The 17,059-nt window shown below is 61.4% G+C and carries 18 protein-coding genes, 1 tRNA gene and 1 pseudogene; 9 read left to right on the top strand and 11 right to left on the bottom strand.

Translation table 11 applies throughout. From position 1 onward, the window contains the following. Nucleotides 1-3: 3 nt before the first annotated feature. Complete coding sequence (locus tag ATE48_RS08455) at nucleotides 4-627, bottom strand: toll/interleukin-1 receptor domain-containing protein (protein ID WP_066770100.1); 624 nt, start codon at nucleotides 625-627, stop codon at nucleotides 4-6. A 133-nt stretch (nucleotides 628-760) separates the two neighbouring features. Here ATE48_RS08455 and ATE48_RS08450 point away from each other — a divergent pair, with 133 nt between their 5' ends. Further along, entirely contained in the window at nucleotides 761-1,966 is a 1,206-nt protein-coding gene (locus ATE48_RS08450) for a PQQ-dependent sugar dehydrogenase (protein ID WP_066770097.1), read from the top strand. Here the strand turns inward: ATE48_RS08450 and ATE48_RS08445 are convergent, their stop codons facing one another. Then, a complete protein-coding gene (locus ATE48_RS08445; protein ID WP_066770095.1) occupies nucleotides 1,967-2,413 on the bottom strand; it encodes a DUF4168 domain-containing protein in 447 nt (148 codons plus the stop codon). Nucleotides 2,414-2,500: 87 nt separating this feature from the next. Next, the gene (locus ATE48_RS08440; RefSeq protein ID WP_066770093.1) at nucleotides 2,501-2,977 is read right to left on the bottom strand and encodes a MarR family winged helix-turn-helix transcriptional regulator; all 477 of its coding nucleotides are present in this window, start codon (nucleotides 2,975-2,977) and stop codon (nucleotides 2,501-2,503) included. Between the two features lie 52 nt (nucleotides 2,978-3,029). Here ATE48_RS08440 and hppD point away from each other — a divergent pair, with 52 nt between their 5' ends. The 7 genes from hppD to ATE48_RS08405 all read left to right on the top strand — a co-directional run bounded on the left by hppD (nucleotide 3,030) and on the right by ATE48_RS08405 (nucleotide 7,997). Next, on the top strand, nucleotides 3,030-4,103 hold the full coding sequence (hppD, locus tag ATE48_RS08435) for a 4-hydroxyphenylpyruvate dioxygenase (protein WP_066774729.1): 1,074 nt from the start codon (nucleotides 3,030-3,032) through the stop codon (nucleotides 4,101-4,103). Next, nucleotides 4,103-5,158, top strand: coding sequence for an isoaspartyl peptidase/L-asparaginase family protein (locus tag ATE48_RS08430; protein ID WP_066770092.1), 1,056 nt, complete (start codon nucleotides 4,103-4,105; stop codon nucleotides 5,156-5,158). The genes hppD and ATE48_RS08430 overlap by 1 nt, the downstream gene beginning before the upstream one ends. An 81-nt stretch (nucleotides 5,159-5,239) precedes the next feature. Beyond that, on the top strand, nucleotides 5,240-5,425 hold the full coding sequence (locus ATE48_RS08425; RefSeq protein ID WP_066770090.1) for a hypothetical protein: 186 nt from the start codon (nucleotides 5,240-5,242) through the stop codon (nucleotides 5,423-5,425). Nucleotides 5,426-5,468: 43 nt separating this feature from the next. Further along, nucleotides 5,469-6,032 (top strand): VOC family protein, encoded by a 564-nt coding sequence (locus ATE48_RS08420; RefSeq protein WP_066770088.1) that lies wholly within the window; start codon nucleotides 5,469-5,471, stop codon nucleotides 6,030-6,032. Beyond that, a complete protein-coding gene (locus ATE48_RS08415) occupies nucleotides 6,029-6,343 on the top strand; it encodes a hypothetical protein (protein ID WP_066770087.1) in 315 nt (104 codons plus the stop codon). Before ATE48_RS08420 ends, ATE48_RS08415 begins: the two co-directional genes overlap by 4 nt. Beyond that, complete coding sequence (gene maiA, locus ATE48_RS08410) at nucleotides 6,343-6,993, top strand: maleylacetoacetate isomerase (RefSeq protein ID WP_066770084.1); 651 nt, start codon at nucleotides 6,343-6,345, stop codon at nucleotides 6,991-6,993. Before ATE48_RS08415 ends, maiA begins: the two co-directional genes overlap by 1 nt. Next, on the top strand, nucleotides 6,990-7,997 hold the full coding sequence (locus ATE48_RS08405; RefSeq protein ID WP_066770081.1) for a fumarylacetoacetate hydrolase family protein: 1,008 nt from the start codon (nucleotides 6,990-6,992) through the stop codon (nucleotides 7,995-7,997). The genes maiA and ATE48_RS08405 overlap by 4 nt, the downstream gene beginning before the upstream one ends. Before the next feature lie 2 nt (nucleotides 7,998-7,999). Here the strand turns inward: ATE48_RS08405 and ATE48_RS08400 are convergent, their stop codons facing one another. Both ATE48_RS08400 and ATE48_RS20435 read right to left on the bottom strand, forming a co-directional pair. Beyond that, on the bottom strand, nucleotides 8,000-8,716 hold the full coding sequence (locus ATE48_RS08400; protein WP_066770079.1) for an SDR family NAD(P)-dependent oxidoreductase: 717 nt from the start codon (nucleotides 8,714-8,716) through the stop codon (nucleotides 8,000-8,002). Between the two features lie 51 nt (nucleotides 8,717-8,767). Continuing rightward, a pseudogene (locus ATE48_RS20435) lies at nucleotides 8,768-10,248 on the bottom strand (cryptochrome/photolyase family protein). A gap of 62 nt (nucleotides 10,249-10,310) precedes the next feature. Here ATE48_RS20435 and ATE48_RS19395 point away from each other — a divergent pair. Further along, the gene (locus ATE48_RS19395) at nucleotides 10,311-10,469 is read left to right on the top strand and encodes a DUF2256 domain-containing protein (RefSeq protein ID WP_083197235.1); all 159 of its coding nucleotides are present in this window, start codon (nucleotides 10,311-10,313) and stop codon (nucleotides 10,467-10,469) included. Here the strand turns inward: ATE48_RS19395 and ATE48_RS08390 are convergent. The 6 genes from ATE48_RS08390 to ATE48_RS08365 all read right to left on the bottom strand — a co-directional run bounded on the left by ATE48_RS08390 (nucleotide 10,466) and on the right by ATE48_RS08365 (nucleotide 17,040). Further along, nucleotides 10,466-11,989, bottom strand: a complete 1,524-nt coding sequence (locus ATE48_RS08390) for a class I adenylate-forming enzyme family protein (protein WP_066770076.1) — start codon at nucleotides 11,987-11,989, stop codon at nucleotides 10,466-10,468. The genes ATE48_RS19395 and ATE48_RS08390 overlap by 4 nt on opposite strands. Nucleotide 11,990: 1 nt before the next feature. Then, nucleotides 11,991-12,341, bottom strand: coding sequence for a cupin domain-containing protein (locus tag ATE48_RS08385; protein ID WP_066770073.1), 351 nt, complete (start codon nucleotides 12,339-12,341; stop codon nucleotides 11,991-11,993). 64 nt (nucleotides 12,342-12,405) lie between these two features. Then, a complete protein-coding gene (locus ATE48_RS08380) occupies nucleotides 12,406-13,059 on the bottom strand; it encodes a ribonuclease D (RefSeq protein ID WP_228126868.1) in 654 nt (217 codons plus the stop codon). Between the two features lie 59 nt (nucleotides 13,060-13,118). Then, entirely contained in the window at nucleotides 13,119-15,092 is a 1,974-nt protein-coding gene (locus ATE48_RS08375) for a TonB-dependent receptor (protein WP_066770071.1), read from the bottom strand. A gap of 11 nt (nucleotides 15,093-15,103) precedes the next feature. Beyond that, entirely contained in the window at nucleotides 15,104-16,882 is a 1,779-nt protein-coding gene (locus tag ATE48_RS08370) for a hypothetical protein (protein WP_083197234.1), read from the bottom strand. A gap of 71 nt (nucleotides 16,883-16,953) precedes the next feature. Further along, nucleotides 16,954-17,040, bottom strand: a tRNA-Leu gene (locus ATE48_RS08365). Between the last annotated feature and the right edge of the window lie 19 nt (nucleotides 17,041-17,059).

The following is a 17,059-nucleotide window of genomic DNA, read 5'->3' as shown; positions in this document are numbered from 1 at the left end:
CGCTTAACCTCCCGCGCGCCGAATGGAGAATAACCGCTGCCCGGCCACGATCGTGCCGAGTGCGCCGACAACGAGAACGCCGAGCATCGCGAGCTGCAATTGGTCGGTCCGCATGACGCCGTTATAGGCGGCCGTCACCGCGCCGGAAAAAGCGACGAGCGCGATCGTGGCGGCCGTAAGCAAAAGCCGTGGCGCGGCGACAAGATTTGGCTGCGCATTCTGCAACGCGCGGTGGTCGATCGGGTCAAGCGGGCGTTGTTCGCGCACGAGGCCGGCAAGCGCCGCTTCCAGCATGCCCCACTCACTCTTGCCGCTATGAAGTTCCGCGACCTTCAGTGTCTCGAACGGAGCGGGAAGGCGGAAATTGTCGAGCCGCATCTGCAGTAGTTTTTCCTCGTCGAGGGCGCGCGCTGATTGCGCCAGCACCCAGGACGAATTCTGCGCGTTTTCGCTCCACACCGTCACGACCGCGCGCGCCTCGGCAAATTGCCGTTCGATTTCGTCAGCGCGGGTGTGCTCGTCGCGTGGTCCCCACCACACAGAATAGCCAAGCGAGCTTAGCCGCTCAGCAATGGGCTTAACGCGATCGCGATCCAGTCGCGAACAGGAAATGAAAACGTCCGCCAAATTGCCGTCCCGCTGTCCCCAGCAGGTCCATGTTAACGCCAGGAAAGGTGAGGTGGCGAGAGAAAACGGCGCTGGCAAGGCAAAGCGCGCGCGCTAACTTTCTTTCGCTCAGTAAGGGTAATGGAAGCACACCATGCGCGCCTTGATTTTTGCAACGATTGTCATTTTCGCCGCATGCACGGGCTCGCCGAGCAATGGCCAGCAGCAAGCTGTGCATCCTGTTGCGCAAGGTGCGCCGCACTCGAGTTTCACGCCGGCGTTTGAGGGGCAGACCCGCGCGCCAGAAGCACTGAGCGGCGTGCGTATCAATGCTGAGGAAATCGCCAGTGGCTTGGATCATCCGTGGGCGATCGTGTTCCTGCCTGATGGCCGTATGCTCGTGACTGAACGCGCCGGGCGGCTGCGTGTGGTGACCCGCGAGGGCGCGATCTCAAATCCGGTGCAGGGATTGCCGCGCGTGCATGTGCAAGGTCAGGGCGGTTTACTCGACGTTGTGCTTGGGCTGGACTTCGCGACAGATCGCATGATCTATTGGAGCTACGCGGAGCCGCGTGATGGTGGGCGCGGCACCAGTGTCGCGCGCGGCCGTCTCACCGATGATTTGCGGCGCGTTGAGCAGGTGCAGGTGATTTTCCGTCAGCTACCGGCTCGCGATACAGGCGGTCACTACGGTTCGCGGCTCGTGTTCGATCGTGCGGGGCATCTCTACATCACACTCGGCGAACGTCAGCGCCCGGCATCGCGCGTTCTGGCGCAGGATCTTTCAACGCATCTCGGTAAGATCGTACGCATTAATGCCGACGGAAGTGTGCCTCCCGACAATCCGTTCGTAGGACGCGCGGACGCCTTGCCACAAAACTGGTCGTACGGTCATCGCAATGTGCAGGGCGCCGACCTCAACCCGGACACTGGCAAGTTGTGGATCGTCGAGCATGGTCCGCGCGGCGGCGATGAACTTAATATTCCGCGTGCCGGCCTGAATTATGGTTGGCCGATCATCGGCTATGGCATCGACTACAACGGTGCGCCGCAGCACGAGACATCGGCGCGCGAAGGCATGGAACAACCGATCTATTATTGGGATCCGGTGATAGCGCCTGGCGATATGGATTTTTATCGCGGCGGGCTCTTTCCGTGGCGCGGTGATGTGTTGATTGCGGGCTTGGATACGCAGGCGCTCGTGCGGCTCGATATCGACGGCGAGCGGGTCACAGGCGAGGAGCGCTTCGCTCTCGGTGTTGGCCGCATTCGCGACCTTGCCGAAAGCGAAGACGGCGCAATATGGATCGTCACCGATGAAGACAACGGCCGCATCCTGAGGCTGACTCCTCAATCGTAGTTAGCCGTTGCTTGGGTCGGTGCGATTGAGCGAGGCGATGCGTGAAGCAAACGCCGGGTCGCGCTGCGCTTGAGCGGCGATGGCGTTGTATGTGGCGCTATCGATGCCGTTGCGCGCCAGAATTTGGCGGATCTGCTCGGCGGCGGCGGTTTGCTGCTCGGGCGTTGCTGCTGAAAGCGTGCGGCTGATCGGATCGATCTCGATCGCAGCGCGCGCGAACGAGCGCAATTGGTCGTCAGTAAAATTCGTCGGCGCGACGGGCGTGGTTGGCGCTGGTGTAGCTTGCGCTATTTGCGCTGGCGGTGCGGGCTGCGCGGCGGGCGCCGGTGTTGCCGTCGAACTTGTCGCCGTCAGCGATTGTGTTTCAGCTTGCGTGGTTTGAGTGAGGGCGCACGCCGCCGTCAGAGCCGCGACCGCTGCTGCGGCAAGCATTTGGAACTTTGTCATGTGTTGTGCTCCTTGGCGTTGCCACAGAGCCACCAAGGCTACGTATCAGCACGAACTTCGTTCCTGGGCGGAACTCCCGCGGGAACTTCAGAGGCCTTTCGCTGTGTCGAGCAATCGGTCCAGCAGGTCATCGAGCTGTTCGCGTTCGCGCTTGTCGAGCGCTGCTACCAATCGTTGCTCGCTCTCCAACGCGATCGGCGCAATGCGCGCGTGCACGCTTTCGCCTTGCGCCGTGAGTGACAGGATTTGCCGGCGCGCATCGTCACGATCTGCGCGCGCCGCAACGCGTCTTGATTCGACCAGCTTCCCCACGGCGCGCGAGACGGCGACCTTATCCATCTCCGTTGCTTCGGCGACTTCCTTGGCAGTCAATCCAGGGCGACGCCCCAACACGGCGATGATCCGCCATTCGGGGATGGTGAGGTCGAAAGTCTTCGCATAGCGCGCCGCGATGGCGCGGCTGACGCGGTTTGAGAGGATAGAGAGCCGGTAGGGAAGGAATTCCTCCAGAACCAGCAATTCCCCGGACGATCCAGCCGTTGGTTTTCGCTTTGCGCTTGCCATTGGTTTCAGATGAAACTAAATCCCAATGAAACGCAAGCTTCGAGGAAACGCCATGGCCGATTTGTTCGAGAATCCGATTGGGACCGATGGATTTGAGTTCGTCGAATTCACCTCGCCCGAACCAGAAAAGCTTGCCGCGTATTTCGAACAAATCGGCTTCACCGCGGTGGCCATGCATCGCAGCAAGAATGTCATTCGTTACAAGCAGAACGACATCAATTTTATTCTCAACATGGAGCCGGCGGGCCAAGCCGCTGATTTCCGCGAGGCGCACGGACCCTCAGCGAACGCGATGGCTTTCCGTGTGAAAGATGCTCAGCACGCGTTGCGCGAAGCCGTGAAACGCGGCGCCGAGCCTGTCGAAGGCAAAGTTGGGCCGATGGAGCTCAACATTCCCGCCATCAAGGGCATTGGCGGCGCCTACATCTATCTTGTCGATCGTTACGGTGCGCAGTCGATCTACGACATCGATTTCAAACCGATTGAAGGGGCTGACGAGTCGAAGAATTCGCTTGGCCTCACCTATCTCGATCACCTCACGCACAACGTCTTCCGCGGCAACATGAAGACGTGGGCGGACTATTACGAGAAGATCTTCAACTTCCGCGAAATTCGCTATTTTGACATCGAAGGCAAAGTCAGCGGTCTGTTCTCCAAGGCGATGACGAGCCCGGACGGCAAGATTCGCATTCCTCTCAACGAGAGCAAAGGCGATCCCGAGAAAGTCGATCAGATCGAGGAATATCTGCAGCGCTATAAGGGCGAAGGCATCCAGCACTTGGCCTTCGGCACGAACAATCTTTACGACGTCGTCGATCGGCTGAAGGCGCGCAACGTCGAGCTGCAAGACACCATCGAGACATATTTCGATCTCATCGATAAGCGCCTGCCAGGGCATGGCGAGCCGGTCGAGGAGCTTCGCAAGCGTCGCATTCTCATCGATGGCGCGCCGAGCGAAGGGCAGGGCCTCTTGCTGCAAATCTTCGGCAAGGACGCGATTGGTCCGATTTTCTTCGAGTTCATTCAGCGCAAGGGCAATGAAGGTTTCGGCGAGGGCAATTTCAAAGCCTTGTTCGAGAGTATCGAGCTAGACCAGATCAAACGCGGCGTGTTGAAGGCGAGCTGATGCGCTCCCTCCTCGCGCTGGCGCTGCTCGCCCTCGCCGCCTGTGCTACTGCGCCAGAGCCTGCGCCGCGTTGGTCGCTCGTTGTTCACGGCGGTGCTGGCGTCATCGAGCGTGCGAGCCTTACGCCGGAGCTTGAAGCCCAATACCGGGCGGCCATGCAGCGCGCACTGACGACCGGTGGCGCTATTCTCGATCGCGGCGGCTCTTCGCTGGATGCGGTTGAGGCCATCATCCATGAGATGGAAGACGATCCGCTCTTCAATGCGGGCCGCGGGGCCGTGTTCACGGCGCAGGGCCGCAACGAGCTTGATGCCTCGATCATGGATGGCCGTACGCGCGCTGCGGGCGCGGTCGCCGGCCTTACGACTATTCGCCATCCCATCAGCGCCGCGCGCGCTGTGATGGAGCGCTCGCGCCATGTGATGCTGATCGGCGAGGGGGCTGAGACGTTCGCCCGATCTCACAATCTCGAGACGGTTGATCCGTCTTACTTCTTCACCGAGCGCCGTTGGCAGCAGCTCGAACAGAATTTGCGCGCCAGCAATCTGCCGGTGCCGCCGCGTCCAGCGGGCGCGCCGCCGGCGCCGCGCGCGGAACTTAGTTACCCTGACGATCACCAATTCGGCACGGTCGGCGTTGTTGCGCTGGACACGCACGGAAATATCGCGGCAGGCACTTCCACTGGCGGCACGACGGCCAAGCGCTGGGGCCGCGTCGGCGACGCGCCGATCATTGGCGCGGGCACTTACGCGCAGAACGGTGTGTGCGGTGTTAGCGCCACCGGGACGGGGGAGTTCTTCATTCGCGTTGGCGTCGCGCGTGATATCTGCGCCCGCATGCAGTTCAATCGCGAGAGCGCCCAGGAAGCCGCCGATCACGTTATCGCGGAAGTTGGCGCCACAACGGGAACCGATGGAGTGGCCGGTGATGGCGGCGTTATCGTGCTTGACGGGCGCGGCAACGTCGCTTGGGCGATGAATTCGCCGGGCATGTATCGCGCCTCGCAATCTGCCGGCGGCGCGCCTGTCGTTCAGATTTTCGCGGACGAGGAATGAGGAACAACGCCGCGTCGTTGGCACTAATCGCGGTGTCGCCCGTTTATAGGCCGGAACTTTTCGGTCTTACGGGAGCACCTCATGTCTACGTTCGTGATTTACGCGATCGGCTATCTCATTCTTCTCGCCGGTCTCATCTACGGCGCCGTACTGCTCGGCATCGCTACGCAATGGATTATCGTGGGCGGGCTTGTGATGCTGGGCCTCGGCATCGCAATGGGCGTCGGCAAGACGCGCACCAAGGACGTCTCGACCGATCAACACTAGAAGCTGCGGGCGCGGTACCTGCAGCCACGCAGGAGCGCCCGTCATGGCAATAACCTCAGGCATCCATCACGTCGCGTACCGCTGCAAAGATGCTAAGCAGACGGTCGAGTTTTATCGCGACGTGCTCGACATGGATTACACGACCGCGTTCGCCGAGGACCACGTGCCGTCCACAGGCGAATACGATCCGTACATGCACGTCTTCCTCGATGCTGGAAACGGCAACGTGCTCGCCTTCTTCGAATTGCCGAACCAGAAGGATATGGGCCGCGACGAGAACACACCGATCTGGGTCCAACACATTGCCTTCAAGGTTGAGAGCCTGGATGCGCTAATGGCCGCCAAGGCGCGCGCTGAAGCCAAAGGTCTCGATGTTCTGGGGCCCACGGACCACGGTATCTTCAAATCGATTTACTTTTTCGATCCGAATGGTCACCGCCTTGAACTTACGGCCGATACCGGTACGGCTGAGGAGTACGCCGAACTGAAGCGTGTCGCGCCGGAGATGCTGGAAGAGTGGAGCCGGACCAAGAAGGCGCCGCAGCACGCTGCTTGGCTTCACGAAAAGGCGCGCGCCGCGCACGCCAAGTCGCGGATCGGCGAATGATCCGCGACTTGGCCGCACTGGCGGCGCTGTGTGTCCTTGGCGCGTGCGCTGGCATTCTCGGCCCGACGAAGGCGGATCTCGAAAACGCGGTCCACGAATTCTATGCGCGCGGTGAAAATCCTGCTGCACCCGCTCTCGCAAATGCGACTATCGCGGAGTACGAAGGATGCCAGCCGCGTGGGGGCATCTTCACTTGTCCGGTGATCTTCACAACGGAGCAGGGTAGGGTCGCCACGATGATCTGGATCGTCCATGCGCCGAATGGCGCCTGGCACGTGCGTAACATCGCACTGAACGAGGGAGCGCGCTGATGCTGAAGCTCTACGATTATTGGCGCTCGTCGGCGGCGTATCGTGTCCGCATCGGCCTCGCGCTAAAGGGCGTGGAGTACGAAAGCATTCCGGTGAACATTATACCGGGCGTCGATGAGCAGATGCGCGAGCCTTATCGCTCGAAGAATCCGCAGATGCGCGTGCCTGCGCTCGAAACCGAGCAAGGCATCATCACGCAATCGCTGTCGATCCTGGTTTGGCTGGATCAGATGTATCCCAATCCGCGCCTGATGCCGGCTGATCCTTGGCTGGGCGCGCAGGTGCGCTCCTTTGCAACGACGATTGCGACCGACATTCACCCGCTCAACAACACCAGCGTGCTGACGCGCATCAGGCTCGAGTTCGGCGCCAGCGAAGATCATGTCGGCGAATGGTATCGCCACTGGATCAAGCTTGGATTCAACGCGCTTGAACATCAGGTCGCCAAGCATCCGGACACGAAACACGTTTTTGGTGACGAACCGACGCTTGCCGATGTCATGCTGGTGCCGCAGATGGCGAATGCGCGCCGCTTCAAGACTGATCTTGCGCCATTCCCGCGTCTTGTTGCGTGGGATGAAAGCGCGCGGCAGCATCCTGCCTTCATAAAGGCGGCCCCCGAAAACCAGAAGGACGCGGTGAAACAATGAAACTGGCTTCTCTGCGTCATGGCCGCGATGGCCGGCTTGTCGTCGTTTCTGATGATCTGGCTTGGTATGCGCACTCGGGTCCGGAAGTGCCGACGCTGCAGGCCGCGCTCGATGATTGGGAGCATGCGGAGCCGCGCCTGCGTGCGGTTGCGGAGGGTGTCAACAACGGCACGATTTTGCGTGAGCGCTTCCACGAGCGCGAAGCGGCATCGCCGTTGCCGCGCGCGTATCAGTGGGCGGATGGCTCAGCCTACGTCAATCACGTCGCGCTCGTGCGCCAAGCGCGCGGCGCAAAGATGCCGGAAACGTTCTGGACCGATCCGCTGATGTACCAGGGCGGCAGCGACGCGTTCCTTGGCCCGCGCGACGCTATTCCGCTGAAGGATGAAGCTTGGGGCTGCGACTTCGAGGCGGAAGTTGCGGTCATTGTCGATGATTGCGAAGCGGGCATCAGCGCCGACGATGCAAAAAGGCGCATCCGCCTGGTGATGCTGGTGAACGACGTCAGCTTGCGCAATCTTATTCCGGGTGAGTTGGAGAAGGGCTTTGGCTTTTTCCAATCGAAGCCATCGTCGGCGTTTTCACCGGTCGCGGTGACGCCGGATGCGCTCGGCGATGCTTGGCGCGATGGCAAGCTGTATCTGCCGATGCACGTGACGCTGAACGGTAAGTTTTTCGGCGCCGCAAACGCGGGCGAAGACATGACCTTCGATTTCGGTCGGCTCATCGCTCACGCCGCCAAAACTCGTGACCTCGCCGCCGGCACGATCATTGGCTCTGGCACGGTATCGAACCGCGGCGCCGATGGCGGGCCGGGCAAATCCATCAATGAGGGTGGTCTGGGCTATTCCTGCATTGCCGAGCAACGCATGATCGAGACGATCCAGGCCGGGAAACCATCGACGCCTTTTTTAAGGCACGGCGACCGCGTCGAGATCGAAATGTTTGACGCAAAAAAGCACTCGATCTTCGGCCGCATCGATCAGCAAGTGGTGAAGGTTTAGCTTTAGAATGGGATGCGTGCGCCATCCCAAGCGAAGGCATAGCCGCTGTCTTGGGGCTTCAGATCGCTGAGAACGGCTATAATGTGTCGCGCGCTCTGCTCCGGTGCGAATAGTTTTTCCGGCGTGACTCGGCGCTGAAAAGGCCTTGAAAGCGGCGTGTCGACTGTGCCGGGGTGTATCGCTACGCAAATGGCATTCCGGTTTTTCCGAGAGAGTTCGATCGCGCATGTACGGATGATCTGGTGAAGCGCCGCCTTCGAGGCGCGGTAGGCCGCCCATCCGCCCAACTTATTATCGTCAATCGATCCGACTCGCGCGGAGAGAGCGGCGAATAGAGCGCGGCGATCGCGCGCCAACAGAGGCAGGAAGTGTTTGGCGACCAGAGCGGGGCCAGTCGCATTGACCGCAAATGCGCGAGAAAATGCTTCTGGTGTGAAATCGCGCCATGTCTTTTCGGGGACCAATTCTTCGCCATCGTTCAAAACGCCAGTCGAGACGAGGATAAGATCAAGTGAGCCTTCAACACTGACCCGCGCCGCTGCGTTCGCGATTGTGTCTTCTTTAAGCAAGTCAAAATGAAACGGCGTTACTTTAGGGGCGATCTCTCCAGGTGGAGTGCGGGCGCCGGCATATATCGCGCTAACGGATTCATCGGACGCTAAGAGGCGGAGCAGCGCCCCGCCTATGCCGCCGGAGACGCCGAACAAGGCAATGCGCATGCGATCGGGCCCTATGGGTTTCCGGTGGTACGTACGCAGGCTCGTCGTGGATCAACTCTCAAGGGTGCTCAGAAACCTCGATGCATCTGCTGCAATCTCAGTGCGTCGTTCCTCACTCATCTTGTCCAACGTCCGATACATTGGAGCGATGCGCGGGTTACCTTCGAGCGCCGTCCGGTTGCGTGCAAGAAAGTCCCAATAGAGGAAGTTGAAAGGGCAGGCGGTTGCGTCCGCCTTTGCGTTCACGTCAAACGTCCAGCCCCTGCAATAGTACGACATGCGGTCAATGTAGGCGCCGCTGCGCTGCGTAGGGCTTTGAAGCAAGCAGGCCGCGATCAGCGAACTGGCTCATGCCCAACGTGTTGGGCGCCTCCACCCACTCATAAGCATCCGCGTAGACGGCGAGTTGCCTGTCACCATCAGTCGCTGAATGTGGTGTGCGTAGGCTTCTTGTCTGGTCTGTTGGATGGCTGCCCGCATGCAGGCCATTTCGGTGTTGCCAGACCAATAGAACCACGGCAGCTCCCGTGAGGCGCCGGGGCATTGCCCTTCAGATAGCTTGGCCCTTCGCGCCAATAGATCCCGCGTACATATTCTCGCCACCCAAGGATTTGGCGGATGAACCCTTCGACGGCGTTCAATGGCGCGCGGCCCGTGCGATACTCCGCTTCCGCCCGGCGGCAGATATCGAGCGCGTCTAGTAATCCCACGTTGAGATAGATTGAAATGACGGCGTGATAGAGGAACGATTCGTCCCGCAGCATAGCGTCTTGATAGTCTCCAAAGCGCGGCAATGCCTCGCTCAAGAAGTGGCCGTGCGCCGCTTCGGCTTGTTCGTGCGTAACCGCGAACCAAAATGGCTCAAGATCGCCGAAGTGGTCCGCAAACTGAGCCGACACGAGGTCCAGTACGGCGCGCGTGGTGGCATTTGGCGCGAAACGCGGCGGCCTCGGCATGAAGAGATCGGCCTTGGCGGGTTTGCGGTTCTCGGCGTCAAAATTCCAACGCCCGCCGACCGGCGTGTCACCCTCCATCAACAGACCGGTTGCTTCACGCATGCGGCGGTAGAAGTACTCCATCCGCAGTTGTTGGCGGCCGTTCGCCCAGTCCCGAAACGCGGCGTCGGAGCAAATAAAGCGGGTGTCCTGCCGGATCTCGACAGGCAGACCGAGCTGTCCTTCCCAGCTTTCCATCTCCGCTAAGAGAGGCGGTGTTCGCCAGCTCGGTGGCGACAATTTCTGTTGGCTGCAACGCAGCGACTCCGCGCTTTAGTTCGCCGGTGAGTGAGCCTGAATTGCCGGGTGCGTCGAGCGTGATGTAGTGGACCCGTATGCCGTTGCGTTCCAACCGCTGCGCGAACGCGCGCATGGCTGCAAACACGAACGCGATCTTCTTTTTGTGATGACGAACGTATGTCGTTTCATCCGCGACCTCCGCCATCAGGACCACGTCATTGGCGGGGGCGAGGTCGCGCAGTGCTCGATGTGCAGGCTGAGCTGGTCGTCCAATACAAGTCTCAGCGCGTGCGTCATTTTCTAGCTACGCGGCAGAGGTTGCTCTGGATCGGTCGCCGCTGCGCGGTTAGCGTCGATCTATGGTCAAGAACGCGAATGGCGAGCGGCGAGAGAAGACGAATCTGCCCGCCAAAATCTGCGCTGCGTGTGGACGCCCATTTTCGTGGCGCAAGAAATGGGCGCGCGAATGGGAGGTCGTGCGATACTGCTCCTACAAGTGCAGAGCAAAGCGCCCTTAGCTCTTCGCGAAGGCGTCGCGCAGTTCGCGCTTCAGAATCTTGCCGATGTGGCTGCGCGGAAGTTCGTCGATCAGACGGACGTCGCTGATGCGTTGGGTCTTGCCGACGCGCTCGTTTGCGAAGGCCTTTAGCGCCGCCGCATCCGCGCCGCGCGATACCACGAACGCCACCGGGGTTTCGCCCCAATCTGCGCTTGGCACCCCGACGACGGCGACATCGGCCACATCCGGATGCTGGCGCAGCACCGCTTCGAGATCGCTTGGATAGATGTTGAAACCACCAGAGATGATCATGTCCTTCTTGCGGTCCATGAGTTCTACAAAGCCATCCGCGTCAAAGCGGCCGACATCACCGGTGCGAATGAAGGCGAGGCCGTCGGGTGAAACCCATGTCGCGGCATCGGTCTGATCTTTGCGGTTGTGATAGCCGCTCATCACCAATTCCGAGCGGCCTACCAACTCACCGACCTCGCCGCGTGGAAGTTCGCGCCCATCTTCATCTATGATGCGAATGTCGTGCCCAGGCGCGGGCGTGCCGACCGTGTGCAGTTTGTCGGGATAGACGTGCGCGATCAACACGCATGTGCCGCCGCCTTCGGTCATGCCGAAATATTCAACCAGTCCGCCAGGCCAACGCTTCAGGACGTCGGCCTTCAGCGCCGCTGAGAAGGGCGCCGAGGTGCAGAACTTCATTTGAAACGCGGAGAGATCGAAGGAATCGAAATCTTCGCGCGCCATCAGCCGCGAATATTGTACCGGCACCAGCATCGTGTGCGTTGCGCGGTGTCTCTGCGCCAGCTCAAGGTAGTGTGCGGCGTCGAATTTCTTCATCAGCACGACAGCGCCGCCCCAGCCAATTGCGGGGAAGAAGCTCACCAAAGTCGTGTTCGAATAGAGCGGTGTCGAGAGCAGTGCGACGGTGTTTTCGCCGTAACCCATAGGCGCCGCGCGCATCACGTGGCCAAAGCGCATGCCGTGGCTCTGCACGATGCCTTTGGGCGTGCCAGTGGTGCCCGATGAATATATTATGTTGAAGGGCATATCCTCGTGGATCGCCACCGGCGCCGGCCGGGAGCCTACACGCGCCAGGAATGCGGAAAAAGGCGTACCCGGCGCGCCATCGTCCAAGCCTACAACCTTGGCCTTCAGGGTATTCAGTCTGTCGCCCAAAGCTTCGGCGACGCTGCGATCAACGAAGAAAACCTTGGCGCCGCAATCGGCGATCATGTCGACGATGCTGTCCGCCGTGGAGGATGGCGCGATTGGCGCGACCGCGACGCCTGCGCGTAAGGCGCCCAGGAATGCGGCGGCATACTCGCTCGATGTCCCGGCGCAGATGGCGACGCTATCGCGCGGCGCCAGTCCGTCGCGCTGCAAGGCCGCAGCGACGCGATCCATGAGTGTATCGAGCGCGCCGTACGACAGTTGCTGCTCGTCTTGAATCAGGGCGATCTTGCTGGGCGCTCTTTCAGCATGCGCGTGGACCATTTCGGGCAGGGGTTTGAAGGTTTCGGCGCTCATCTCAAATCTCTCGGCGTGGCGCGGCTGTGGCGGGATCGCCGGTGTTCGGGGTACCTTTGGGTTCGATCAGCAGCACATGCGTTTCTTCTTCCGCGAACGGCGCGTGTTCAACGCCTTTGGGCACCACGAAGATTTCGCCTGCGCCAACCTTCACATCACCATCGCGCAGACGCATGATCATCTCGCCTTTCAGAACGAGGAAAAAGTCATCGTTGTCGGTGTGGGAATGCCAGGAGAATTGCCCCTGAAACTTCACCACCATCAGATCGTGATCGTTGAAAGCGCCGACGACACGCGGCTGCCAGTGGCCTTCGAACTGCGAAAGCTTGTCGGCGAGATTGATCTTGCTCATGCGCCCACCGTAGCGCCGTCGTTTTAGTTTGCCAGCGGCGTTCGGTGCGATTGGCGCCTCGCCCTCATGAGTGCGCGAAGATGTCCGTATCTTCCCAGCCGGCGAGATCGAGCGCGGCGCGCGTCGGCAGGAAGTCGAAGCACGATTGCGCGATCTCGGTGCGGCCTTCGCGCGCCAGCATCGCGTCCAGTCGCTCCTTCAGAGCGTGTAAGTGCAAGACGTCCGAGGCCGCGTAAGCGAGCTGCGCGTCTGAAAGCTCGGGCGCGCCCCAATCGCTGGACTGCTGCTCCTTGGAAATGTCGCGACCGAGAACTTCCTTTGTGAGGTCCTTCAGGCCGTGACGATCCGTGTAGGTTCGCACCAGCTTGGAAGCAACTTTTGTGCAATAGAGCGGGGTGGTGACGATCGAGAGATCGCGCATGAACATGGCGATGTCGAAGCGTGCGAAGTGGAAGAGCTTGAGATGCGCCGGATCAGTCAACACGCGCTTCAGGTTTGGCGCATCGTAGCTGGAGCGATCGAGTTGCACCAAGTGCGCTTCGGGTCCGCCATCTGAGAGTTGAACCAAGCACAGCGGGTCACGAATGAGCGAAAGGCCGAGCGTTTCGCTATCGACCGCGACCGGGCCATTGAAGGTTACGCTGTCGGGCAAGTCGCCCTTGTGCAGATAGACCGAGATGTTCTTGCCATCGACGGTCAGGGAGAGTTTCCGTGTCATGGGGCGCGGGCTTAGGGCAATTCTCCGCGTCACGCCAGTCTGCCTTGGCGGACTCTGCCTTATCGCCGCAGCACCACGCCAAATCGCAGCGCGCGCGGCGGTCCGAAACTCTCGATCCCGTCCGCTGTTTCGGCGGTTTCGATTTCGCTATCCAGGGCGTTGTCGAGCGCGGCGTAGAGGCTGACGCCTCGCGCTAGTTCCTGCTCGGCACGGAGATCGAGGGTGACCGCGGAGTCGAGGGTGCGGGTGTTGAGGTCGTCCTCGAAGCGGATGCTTTCATAGATCAACGCCGCTGAAATTGAGCTTGCGTCGGTGACGCGCCACTCCAGCCCCGCACTTGCGCTCCATTCGGGAGATTGCGCGGGGCGTAATCGCGAGAGTGGGCCGTTTGCGAAGGCGGCGTCGGTATAGTTGAGGGCGGCGCGCCACGCGAAGCGTTCGCGCCAGTCGCCGTGTGCCTCCGCTTCGAGCCCGATCGCTTCGATGGCGCCGGCGTTTTGGCGTTGGCGATAGGCGCCGCCGGTTGGGATGAAGACGCCCGGAGGAAATGTGCCCGGGCCTGCGCCCAACGTCACGTTCACGATCGCGTCCTCAAGCCGCGTGGCGAACGCGCCTGCTTCCCAGGACCAAGCGCGCTGCGAGGCGCCAATGGCGATATCAACGCCCGCAATCCGCTCTGGCTCAAGCGCGGCGTTTGCTTCGGTGACGTCATTGCCGACGCGGAAGGGGCGGTGGAGTTCATTGAGTGTTGGCGGGCGAAAACCGGCGTATGCCGCGCTGCGCACGAATAGCGGGCCAAGCTCACGCCGAACGCCGACACGCGCGGTTGGCGCTATGGTTTCGCTGTCCTCGGGGGCGAATTGCAGAAGCGGCGCGCCGGTTGCGATCAAGCGCTCGACGCGCGCGCCGTCCCACGCGCGGTAGATGTCGGCGCGGGCGCCGCCGGTGAACAGCCAGTCGCCAAGCTCGCGCCATCCTTCGGCATAGGCGCCGGCGGTGAGCGTCTGGCCGCCGGCGACGCGCGTGCGCGTGAATTGACCGCCGCTGAACGAGAAGCGCTCATGTGTTTCACCGTCAGCCGCCCGCAGGTCCGCGCCGATTTCGAGACCTTGGCCTTCATTGCTCCAGCGCAGCGCAGCGTTGCCGCCCCATCCGAAGGCAGGTGTTTCGTATTGTTCGTTTGCGGGTGTGGTTGCGCTTCGATCCGGCGCGGTTGCGACGGAGCCATTGTAGAGATCGGAAACCATCGCCCACGCCTGGACCCGCCACGCAACATCGCCTTGCGGCGCTGCGAGCGTCATGCTGAGGCTGGCGCCATCCGAAGCAGATTTCGCGCCGACCAATCCGGCGCTGCGACTTTCCGAATACCCACTGAGCCGCGCTGAGAAGACGCGCCCGCCATCGCGCCACTCGGTACGCGCGACGCCGGCGATGGAGTTTGACCACAGGTGGGTATCGGCCGCGCCGCGTCCGTCGCGAACCGGCGTCCAACCATCGTCTTGCTGTGCGGCTGCAGCCAGCATGAACGACCACGCATCGCCCTGTGCTTCACCGACGCCGGCAGCGCGCACGTAGCCGCGATCACCGGATTCGAGTGAGAGCGTTGCGCCTTGGCCGCGCCGTTCATCGAGCTGCACTGTGCCCGTTAACGCGCCCGCGCCGTAGGGACCGGCGCCGGCGCCTCGAAGGATGGTTGCGCCAGAAACTGTCTCAGTCAGCACGGCGCCCCAGATCACCCAGCCGCCAAACGGATCGTTCAGCGGCTGACCATCCACAGTCACTAGTGCGCGGCCCGCGCCTGACGGCGCCGAGGCCCGAATGGAAAGTCCTTGGATCGTCGGGTTGGCGGCGGCGCTATCGTTACGGCGAAATGTCGAGACGCCTGGCGCGGTACGCAGCGCTTCATCCAAGCGCGTTGCGGTTTCTAGGACGACCGTATCGATCTCATAGGCAGAGTAGGCGGCTTCGCCAGCCGCCTCGGGCAGACGCGGCGCAACGATGACGATGTCTTCGTTTGCCGCTTTGCAGTCCAATTCCGCCCCCGTCAGTGCGCGCCGTCCAATGCTTCATACGACACAATGGTAAACCGTGTGCGTTCGCTTTCGCGCATGCGTTGCGCGATCACTTCATGGAGTTCGGGCCGCCATGTCGTCCAGCGTTCCACGAAGGCGTTGGCGGCGTTGCGGTCACCGGCGCGTTGGATCGCCAGTACTTCTCGAAGCAGGCTCGTCACGGCTTCGGGGTAGCGGCGGTAATCTATGCGCAGGCGCCCATTTTCGAAGTGCAACGCACCGCGATCCATGAACCAATTCCATTGGATGAGCTGCATGGTCTGGTAGGCTTGCTCACGCCGCGGGCGGTTCTTCTGAAGGACGCGGCGAATGCCGGAGGCATATATGCCGCGCAATTGTGCTTCGGTCAGCAAGCCGCGTTGTTGCAGAATCCGCGCCGAGGTGAGCGACACCAGATCGGCTTTCATCTCTTCAAGCAAGTCTGCCGTGTCTTCGAGCGATTCATCGAGGCCGCGGCCGTCTGAGGTTTGATCGACGCCAAGATAGTGACCGATCTCATGCCAAAGCGTTCGGTAGAAACCGCCCTCGGCGGTCAGATCATTGGCTTGGCTGGCAATAACCGCCGCGCCGAAAGCGCGCTGGTTCTCAGCGAAGATGCTGTCGTCTAGCAGGATATTGCCGCGCATCAGAATGGTGCGGCCATACTGGCGCGCGAGATAGGCTTCGTTCGGAAGGATCGTTGCGGTGTTCGTGCCGCGCGCCTGGCCGAAGTCCGCGATGATGTTGTAAACGCCGACGGGAATATGGGTGCGTACTTGCCGGTGGTTGTTGTAAGGCAGCGCGTCTTCAACGCGTTGGATATCCGCGAGGCCGGCTTGCAATTCATCGCTTCGCGCGCGGTCGCGAACGAGAAGTGACAGCGAGAAAAACGTTTTCACGCCGTAGAGCGCATCGTCATAGGTTTCGTACGAGCCGATTTGGGCGTTTAGATTGCCGGTGAAGCTTCCCGTGACCCAAGCGGCGTCGCTACCTTCGTAGTCGTCAGCGAGCAAATCGCGTGCGCGCAAGCGCAAATAGCGCGCAAAAGCCGGATCGCCGCCTTGCACCGCGTCGGCGGCGGCGTTGAGCCGCTCGTTGATGAAGAGAATGTCGTGCGCGTACGCCACTGAATAGGGCAGCGCCAGATAGGTTTCCTCGGTTTGCAGGCGAGCGCGTAGGCCGGGATGGAGTGTATCGAGGACGCTATGATGATCGAGGACCATGAGCGCGTGTGCGCGGTTCTCCGGTGTTGCTTCAACGATGACGGTGCGGTCCCCGAGGAGCGTGGCGCGCCGTTCGGGATGTGCTGTCAGGAATGCATCCATCGCGTCGCGCGTCGTGCCGGGTGGATACATGTTTCGCGCAGGGCTCTCGGGCGAAACGGTGAGGAATGCCTCGCGCGTGTTGTCCAACGTCGAAGCAATCGGTCCGGAGTTCATGCGGAAGAGATCGTTCTCGCGCGTTAGCTCCGGGTGCTGCGCCAGATACGCGGCCGCGTTCAGCGCCTGCGGATGCCGCTGGACCATATAGAGCTGATGGATGCGCTCGCCGGCTTGCAGCAACTCGCCGACCGCGGTGCGTTCGCCCTCGCTGAGCCCCGAAAGATCCGGCGCAAGGTGGAGGCGTTGCGTGCGCTGGAGGACCGCGTCGGCGCGTGCGGCGTCCCAGCTGGGCGCGATACCGGCGGTCGAAGGTGGGCCGTGATGTTCAGCGGCTGGGGCGGTGGCGCACGCCATTAGGCCCAAGGCCAGGGCAAAGCTCAGGTTTTTCATGAGGCCGGGCTAGCACACGGTCCGCGCGCGCCAAAGGCCGCGGCGACCAACTCGCTATTTCAAGAGGGTAATGGTGCCCGGAAGAGGACTCGAACCTCCACGCCCTTGCGAGCGCCAGCACCTGAAGCTGGTGCGTCTACCAATTCCGCCATCCGGGCACAGTCTAGTTCGGTAGAA

Origin of the sequence: Candidatus Viadribacter manganicus, assembly GCF_001679665.1 — a bacterium.
GTDB lineage: Bacteria > Pseudomonadota > Alphaproteobacteria > Caulobacterales > Aquidulcibacteraceae > Vitreimonas > Vitreimonas manganica.
The sequence above is the reverse complement of the archived record's forward strand: the minus strand, read 5'-3'. Positions and strand labels throughout refer to the sequence as shown.